The sequence below is a fragment of the Actinophytocola gossypii genome, assembly GCF_025165815.1.
GTDB lineage: Bacteria > Actinomycetota > Actinomycetes > Mycobacteriales > Pseudonocardiaceae > Actinophytocola > Actinophytocola gossypii.
This window is the reverse complement of sequence record NZ_JAFFZE010000007.1, coordinates 1-3,210: the sequence shown is the minus strand read 5'-3', so window position 1 is coordinate 3,210 and position 3,210 is coordinate 1. Positions and strand designations below refer to the sequence as shown.

Genomic DNA, 3,210 nt, shown 5'->3' with positions numbered 1-3,210 from the left:
GGGGGGGGCGCCCCCCCCCCCGCCGCGGCCCCCCCGCCCGACACCGGTCTGTCATTGTGTTACTTGACCTCGACGTACGCCAGGTCGAGCTCCCGCTTCGGGGTGAGCCGGACGTTGGTCAGCCGCTCGGACCACCCGTAGATGGACGGGGTGTTCCACAGCGGGATGGCCGGCATGTCCTCGGCGATCAGCTGCTCGGCCTCGTGGTAGAGCTTGAAGGCCTCCTCCTCGGACTCGGCGCTGTCCGCCGCGGCGAGCTTCGCGTCCACCTCGGGGTTGGAGTAGCCGTTGTCGTTCGACGAGCCACCGGTGCGGTACAGCGGGTTCAGGAAGTTCTCCACCAGCGCGTAGTCGGCCAGCCAGCCGGCGCGGTAGATCTGGTCCATCTCCCGGGCGTTGATCGCCTGGCGGACCTGGCTGAACTCCTGCACCGGCACGAACGTGCAGTCCACGCCGAGGTTGTTGGAGATCTGCCCGCAGACCGCCTCGACCCACTCCTTGTGGCCGCCGTCGGAGTTGCTGGTGATCTCGATCGGCCCGGTCCAGCCGGACTTCTCGAACAGCGCCTTGGCCTCGTCCGGCTTGAACTCGCAGTACTCCCCGCAGGCGCCGGGCTCCCAACCGGGGAGCTTCGGCACGCCGTAGCCGGTGGCCGGCTTGCGGTTGCCCTCGTAGATGGCGTCGATGACGGCCTGCCGGTCGATCGCCATGGAGACGGCGTGCCGGAAGTCCGCGCTCTGGTACTTCGGGTCGTAGACCGGGAACGCGAGCACCTGGATGGCGAGCACGTCCGCGACGTCGGCGCGGCCGGGCAGGTCGTCCTTCCAGACGTTGCCGGCGATGGCCTGCGGCGGCAGCGTGTCGATGAAGTCGAGCTGGTTGCCCTTGACCTCGACGTACGCGGCGTCGGAGTCGGTGAACGTGAAGTTCACGCCCTTGACCTTCGGCTTGTCGTCGCCCTGGTACTCCTCGTACCGCTCCACCACGAGCTCACGGTTCGGCACGCGGGAGACGTACTTCCACGGGCCGTTGCCGATCGGGTTCTCCTCGAAGGCGGCCTTGTCCTCGAAGAAGGAGTCCGGCAGCGGCATGAAGGCGGCGTAGCCGGTCTTCGTCTTGAACACCGCGTGCGGGTTGGTGAAGTCGATGGTGAAGGTGTAGTCGTCGACGACCTTCAGGCCGGACAGCGTCTCGGCCGGCGGGGTCGGCGGCTTCTGCGGGCCGTCGCCGTCGGGGTCGACCGTGAAGACCTGGTCGAAGCCCTCGATCTGGGCGAAGAAGCTCGCGTGCTGCTGGCCGTTCGGGCTGTACGCGGTGTAGTTCCAGGCGTCCACGTAGTTGTGGGCGAGCACCGGGGTGCCGTCGTGGAAGGTCCAGCCTTCCTTGAGCTTCACCGTGTACTGGTCGGGCGCGGTCAGCTCGAAGGACTCGGCGTTGGCCAGGCCGGGCTCACCGGTGACCGGGTCGTAGTCCACCAGGCCGGTGAACAGCGCATCGATGATCTTGCCGCCACCGGTCTCGCTGGTGTCACCCGGGACGAGCGGCCGTTCCGGCTCGGTGCCGAAGACACTGATCGTGGCGTTCGCGGTCTTGTCCGGGTCGCCCCCGCCACCGCTCTGGTCGTCCTCGCCGCCACCGCCACAGCTCGTGAGCACGAGCGCGGCGGAGAACGACATGACAACCGCGGCCTTCCAGCGCGGTCTACGCATCTGGCTCTCTCCTCCAGTCACCTACACGCATTCGGCGGCGCGCCGCCACATCCGCGGCCGGGGATCACGAGCGCCCCCGGAATGTGAGGGGACGTTAACGGGGGGACGCGCGCCATCCCACCCCCGTTGACGTCACAAACCAGTCACAATCAGGAACCTACGGTGAAAGTTGGACGCTGCGAACCGGGCCGGTGACCGCGTGCGACCGTCATAGGAGAGACAGGGCAATACCGTCAAGTATGTCGTGTTCACTTACCAGAAGTTCGGTCACACCGGCCGCCGACGCGATCTTCTCCGCGAGCACCTGGGTGATCAGCGCGCCGCCGCCGATCACGTCGACCCGGCCCGGGTGCATGCTCCCGATGGCTGCCCGCTCGTCGTGGCTGGCGGCCAGGAGCCGTTCGGTGACCCGCCCGATGGCCTCGTCCGGGAGGCGGGAGAGGTGGGTCAGCTCGGAGTCGTAGGCGGGCAGCTCCTGGGCGACCGCGGACAACGTGGTGATGGTGCCGGCGACGCCGACCCAGGTGCGGGTACCGCCGATCGGCACTGCCTCGAACGCCTTGTCCAGGGTCTGCTCGGCCAGCTGTCGACCCGCGGCGACCTCGTCGGCGGAGGGTGGGTCGCCCCGCAGGCAGCGTTCGGTGATCCGGACGCAGCCGATGTCGACGGACAGCGCGCCGGTGACGTTCGCGCGGGTGCCGTCCCACGTGCCGGCGACGACCTCGGTGGAGCCGCCCCCGATGTCGGTGACGAGGAACGGGCCGTCGTCCGGATCGAGGTCGCCGACCGCGCCGGTGAAGGAGAGCCGGGCCTCCTCGTCGCCGCTGATGACCTCGGCCTCGACCCCGAGCACGTCCCGGGTCATGGCGAAGAAGTCGTCGCGGTTGCTGGCGTCGCGGGTGGCGGAGGTGGCGACCATGCGCGCCCGCTCGGCACCCTTGCGGCGACAGATGGCGGTGTAGTCGACGAGCGCGGCACGGGTGCGCGCGAGGGCGGCGTCGGCGAGGCGCCCGGTGGCGTCGACCCCCTCCCCGAGCCGGACGACCCGCATCTCGCGGTGGACGTCGCGCAGGGATGTGTGGCCGTCGTCGTGGACGGTCACGTCGGCGACGAGTAGGCGGATGGAGTTCGTCCCGCAGTCGATGGCAGCAATCCTCGGCATAGGGCTATTGAACGCCATGTCCCCCACCGCGGCGGCTCGCCCGGGCGAGTTGTCCACAGTCGCCCAGGTTGCCCCCGGTTGTCCACATGTCGATCTTGTAATCCCCGCGTCAAGACCGATCCACAGTAGACTGGCGAGGTGTTGCCGCAGGCGACGTCGATCACCACGGGCGGATGTCGGAGCCGCATGAGGTGGCCGCCCTGATCGCGTACCTGGCCTCGCCGTTGGCCGCGAACGTCACCGGCGCCGGTTACGTCATCGGCGGTGGCATGTTCAAGGCCGCCTGACGCGCGAGTCCCACCCTCCCGGCGGGTGTGGAGAGGGCGGAGTGGTGTCGGG

2 protein-coding genes are annotated in these 3,210 nt (G+C 69.1%); both read right to left on the bottom strand.

Annotated features, from left to right (window positions below; genetic code table 11):
* Positions 1 to 59: 59 nt before the first annotated feature.
* A complete protein-coding gene (locus JT362_RS08025) occupies positions 60 to 1,709 on the bottom strand; it encodes a peptide ABC transporter substrate-binding protein (protein WP_260190420.1) in 1,650 nt (549 codons plus the stop codon).
* A gap of 208 nt (positions 1,710 to 1,917) precedes the next feature.
* Entirely contained in the window at positions 1,918 to 2,871 is a 954-nt protein-coding gene (locus JT362_RS08020) for a Ppx/GppA phosphatase family protein (RefSeq protein WP_260190419.1), read from the bottom strand.
* Between the last annotated feature and the right edge of the window lie 339 nt (positions 2,872 to 3,210).